The following is a 4630-nucleotide window of genomic DNA, read 5'->3' as shown; positions in this document are numbered from 1 at the left end:
CTGGGCCGGCGGCCCTCAGCTCGTCGTCGGGCAGTCGCTGGGAGGCCTCACGGGCGCTGCTCTCGCCGCAGCACGCCCCGACCTCGTCTCCGAACTCATCGTCGTCGACATCACCCCCGGCATCGACACATCAGCGGGGCCCGCCGCGCTGCGCGACTTCTATGCAGGACCGACCGACTTCGACTCCCGTGACGAGCTCGTCGACCGTGCGATCGCGTTCGGATTCGGCGGCGCTCGCTCCGACACCGAGCGAGGAGTGTTCCTGAACACCCGTGTGCGCGACGACGGCAGGGTCGAGTGGAAGCATCACTTCGCCCATCTCGCCGCCCAGGCTCTGGCGGCGCACGCCACCGGTGACGCCTCGGCTCCATCCGTGCTCCACACGAGCGGGTGGGAAGACCTCGCGCAGACCACGGCTCCGGTCACGCTCGTCCGGGCGATCGACGGCTTCGTCAGCGCCGCGGATGCCGAGGACTTCGGCAGCCGGCTGCCCGATGCCCATGTCACCGCCGTCCAGGCGACCCACAACGTCCAGGAGACCGCGCCCGCAGAACTGGCGTCACTGATCTCGTCCCGCATCCCCTCCGGCGGAATGTGACGTTCCGTTCCACATTCCGCCCTCACCCACCCGACACATCCCTAGGCTCGATCCACCGGCACACAGCAACTGCCGCACCGAGAGGAAACAACCCATGTTCCGACGTACGCGACGACTCGCGCTGATCTCCGCGATCGCGGCGAGCGCCATCGTCCTCACCGCCTGCGCAGGCGCTGCAGACCCCGAGACCACGGAGCCTGTGGGCGAGCCGGATCCGAACGCCACGCTCCAGGTCGGTCTGGTCCTCGAGCCCACCAACCTCGACATCCGCCACACCAGCGGTGCGGCGCTCGAGCAGATCCTCATCGACAATATCTACGAGGGTCTCGTCAGCCGCTCGCAGGAGAACGAGATCGAACCGCGGCTCGCCTCCGACTACGAGGTCTCGGAGGACGGGCTCACCTACTCGTTCACGCTGAACGAGGGCATCACGTTCCACAGCGGCACCGCACTCACGTCCGCCGATGTGGTCGCCTCGTACGAGGCGGTCCGCACCGACGCGACTCTGCAGGGCAACGCGGAGTTCGCCTCGGTCGCATCGATCACCGCTCCGGATGCGACGACGGTGCAGATCGTGCTCTCCGAGCCGAACCAGAACTTCCTCTTCTCGCTCACTGGCCCCGCGGGCCTGGTGTTCCAGAAGGGCGACACGACCGACCTCAAGACCGCCGAGAACGGCACGGGCCCCTTCACCCTGACCCGGTGGAGCAAGGGCAGCTCGATCACGTTCGCGCGCAACGAGGCCTACTGGGGCGAGCCCGCAGGCGTCGCCGAGGTCGAGTTCCAGTACATCCCCGATTTCACCGCCGGCGTGAACACCGCTCTCGACGGCGGCGTGCAGGTGCTCACGGCCGTCGACCCGAACCTCGCGCCTCAGCTCGAGGACTCCGGTGACTTCAGCCTCACCACCGGCCGCACGACCGACAAGGCCACCCTGGCCTTCAACAACGCCAAAGCCCCTCTCGACGACATCAAGGTGCGCGAGGCACTGCGTCTGGCCATCGATCACGAGGCTCTCGTCGAGGCCGTCGGATCGGGTTCCACGCTGTACGGCCCGATCCCCGAGCTCGATCCCGGTTACGAAGACCTCTCGGATGTGATCTCCTACGACCCCGAGAAGGCCAAGGAGCTGCTCGCGGAGGCAGGTCAGGAGGATCTCGAACTCACTCTCACGATCCCGAGCTTCTACGGCACCACCGTTCCGAAGGTGCTGATCTCCGACTTCCAGAAGGTCGGCGTGACGCTCAAGGTCGACTCGGTCGAGTTCCCGACCTGGCTCGAGGACGTCTACACCAACCACGACTACGACCTGAGCTTCGTGCTGCACGTCGAACCTCGGGACTTCGGCAACTTCGCGAACCCGGACTACTACTTCGGATACGACAACGCCGAGGTGCAGGAGCTCTACACGCAGGCGCTCGCCGAGGTCGACCCCGACAAGTCGGCCGATCTGCTCGCCGAGGCCGCCCGTATCGTCTCGGAAGACCACGCGGCCGACTGGCTGTACAACGGAGCGACGATCACCGCGGTGAGCCCGCTCGTGTCCGGGTTCCCCGAGGACTCCATCAACTCGCGAATCAACCTGGCCGGCGTCACCGTCGCCACCGAGAAGTGACGACGCGCACGTCGTGATCCGCTACGCGCTCGTCCGAGGAGTCCTGCTCGTCGCAGGGCTCCTCGTGTCGAGTGCGCTGATCTTCCTGACGCTCCGGGTCTTTCCCGGAGACGTCGCACAGCTCATCGCGGGAACCCAGGCCTCCCCCGCCGAGGTCGAGGCGCTCCGCGAATCGCTCGGCCTGAACCGGCCGCTTCCCACGCAGTACGCAGAGTGGATAGGCGGACTGTTCCGAGGCGATCTCGGCACCTCGCTGCTCTCCGGCGCGTCGGTCGGCGAGGAGCTCCTCGAGAAGGCGCAGGTGACGGTTCCGCTCGGCATCATGGCATTGCTGATCGCCGTGCTCATCGCCGTGCCGTTCGGGATCCTAGCGGCCCTCCGTCGCGGCGGCCGTGGCGGCACGGCCCTCAGCGTCGGCGCTCAGGCCCTGGCCGCGGTGCCGGTCGTCTGGGCGGGGATGATGCTGATCGTCGTCTTCTCGGTCTGGCTCGGCTGGCTCCCCCCTCAGGGGTTCCCCCGCACCGGATGGAGCACACCGGGGAAGGCGATCGAGTCACTTCTGCTGCCCGCCCTGACCATCGGCATCGTGGAGGGCGCGATGCTCATGCGGTTCGTCCGCAGCGCGACGCTGCAGGCGGCCGGTCAGGACTTCGTCCGCACCGCCGCAGCGAAGGGTCTCACTCGCACCCGTGCGCTCATCTCGCACGGCATCCCCGCCGTCGGCCTCTCGATCATCACGGTCCTCGGGCTCCAGATCGCCGGCATCATCGTCGGCTCGGTCGTGATCGAGCAGCTGTTCACCCTGCCGGGTATCGGACGCATGCTCGTCGCCGACGTCGGAACGCGCGACCTGATCAAGGTGCAGAGCGAGCTGCTCGTGCTCACCGGTTTCGTGCTCGTGGTCGGGTTCCTCGTCGACCTCATCCACCGGGCCATCGACCCACGACAGCGGGAGGCATGATGCCCGGTTGGCTGCCCAGACTCTGGCGCACCGGCACCGGCCGATTCGGTCTCATCGTCGTCGCCGTCGTCGCCCTCGCAGCCCTCGTCTCGGTGGTGTGGACCCCGTTCGACCCGCGGGAGTCCGACGTCCGCGACCGCTGGGCGGTTCCGAGCTGGCCGCATCTGCTCGGCACCGACGACACCGGCCGTGACATCCTCAGTCTCCTCATGGCGGGATCGCGCACGACCATCTTCGTGAGTGTCGGCGCGGGCCTCGTCGCGACTCTCGTCGGCGTCGCCCTCGCAGCCCTCGGCGCGCTCACCGCGCGCTGGCTGCGCGAGACGGTCGCTGTGCTCGTCGACATCCTGATCGCCTTCCCGGTGCTGATCATCGCCATGATGATCTCGTCGGTGTGGGGAGGCTCACTGTGGGTGGTGATCTGGTCGGTCGGCATCGGCTTCGGCGTCAACATCGCCCGTGTCACCAGGCCCGAGCTGCGCCGGGTGCAGCAGAGCGATTTCGTCCTCGCCGCTCGAGCGTCCGGACTCACCACGGGGCAGAGCCTCGGCCGCCATCTGCTCCCCAACGTCGCCCCCGTGTTCATCGTTCAGCTGTCATGGTCGATGGCGGTCGCCGTTCTCGCCGAGGCAGGCCTGTCGTACCTGGGCTTCGGAGCCTCGGTGGTCGAGCCGAGCTGGGGCCTGCTGCTCGCCGACCTGCAGCGCTACATCGGCGTGCATCCGCTCTCGGTCATCTGGCCGGGACTCGCCATCACGATCACCGTGCTCGCGCTCAACCTGCTCGGCGACGGCCTGCGCGAGGCCACCGATCCGACGCTGCGGCACCGCGCGGCCGAGATCCACACCCCGGCGGTGATCGCATGAGCCTCAGCGTCACAGACCTCGTCATCCGCATCGACGGACGCACCGTCGTCGACGGCATCTCGTTCGAGGTGCCGGACGGCACCCGGCTGGGCCTGATCGGAGAGTCGGGGTCGGGCAAGTCCCTGACCGCACTCGCTGTGCTCGGACTTCTTCCCGACGGAGCGGTCGCGAGCGGCAGCATCCGCTGGAACGGCACCGAGCTGATCGGCATGCCGGATCGGGAGCTCGCGAGGCTCCGCGGCGACGAGATCGGCATCGTCTTCCAGGAGCCGCGGACCGCGCTCAACCCCATCCGCACGGTGGGTCGTCAGATCGCGGAATCGATCCGCATCCACGAGGGCATCAGTCGCCGGGAGGCTCGCGAGCGAGCGATCCAGGAGGCGGCGCGAGTGCGCCTGCCCGACCCCGAGTCGCTCGTCGACCGATACCCCCATCAGCTCTCCGGCGGGCAACGGCAGCGCGTGGCGATCGCGATGGCCCTCGCCTGCCGCCCCCGCCTGCTCATCGCCGACGAGCCGACGACCGCCCTCGACGTCACCATCCAGGCAGAGATCCTCTCGCTGCTGCTGGGTCTCGTCGAGGAAGAGGGG

Annotated in this window: 5 protein-coding genes; all 5 read left to right on the top strand. The window is 68.2% G+C overall.

Going from position 1 to position 4630, the window contains the following annotated elements; all coding sequences use genetic code 11:
• The coding region (locus J7E68_RS12940) for an alpha/beta fold hydrolase (RefSeq protein WP_215173206.1) at window positions 1-598 on the top strand (598 nt) is incomplete at its 5' end.
• A 94-nt stretch (window positions 599-692) separates the two neighbouring features.
• The gene (locus J7E68_RS12935; RefSeq protein ID WP_215173204.1) at window positions 693-2213 is read left to right on the top strand and encodes an ABC transporter substrate-binding protein; all 1521 of its coding nucleotides are present in this window, start codon (window positions 693-695) and stop codon (window positions 2211-2213) included.
• A 13-nt stretch (window positions 2214-2226) separates the two neighbouring features.
• Window positions 2227-3174, top strand: coding sequence for an ABC transporter permease (locus J7E68_RS12930; RefSeq protein ID WP_215173202.1), 948 nt, complete (start codon window positions 2227-2229; stop codon window positions 3172-3174).
• Window positions 3171-4040, top strand: a complete 870-nt coding sequence (locus J7E68_RS12925) for an ABC transporter permease (RefSeq protein WP_215173200.1) — start codon at window positions 3171-3173, stop codon at window positions 4038-4040. The genes J7E68_RS12930 and J7E68_RS12925 overlap by 4 nt, the downstream gene beginning before the upstream one ends.
• The coding region (locus J7E68_RS12920; protein WP_215173198.1) for an ABC transporter ATP-binding protein at window positions 4037-4630 on the top strand (594 nt) is incomplete at its 3' end. The genes J7E68_RS12925 and J7E68_RS12920, both read left to right, overlap by 4 nt.

The organism is Microbacterium sp. ISL-103, assembly GCF_018613995.1.
Classification (GTDB): domain Bacteria; phylum Actinomycetota; class Actinomycetes; order Actinomycetales; family Microbacteriaceae; genus Microbacterium.
Note: the sequence above shows the minus strand (reverse complement) of the source record. Positions and strands in the feature narration are given on the sequence as shown.

What these genes read in the sequence shown, in the direction of transcription:
- J7E68_RS12925 (WP_215173200.1), top strand. Translation starts at nt 3,171, where the DNA reads ATGATGCCCGGTTGGCTGCCCAGACTCTGGCGCACCGGCACCGGCCGA.
- J7E68_RS12935 (WP_215173204.1), top strand. Translation starts at nt 693, where the DNA reads ATGTTCCGACGTACGCGACGACTCGCGCTGATCTCCGCGATCGCGGCG.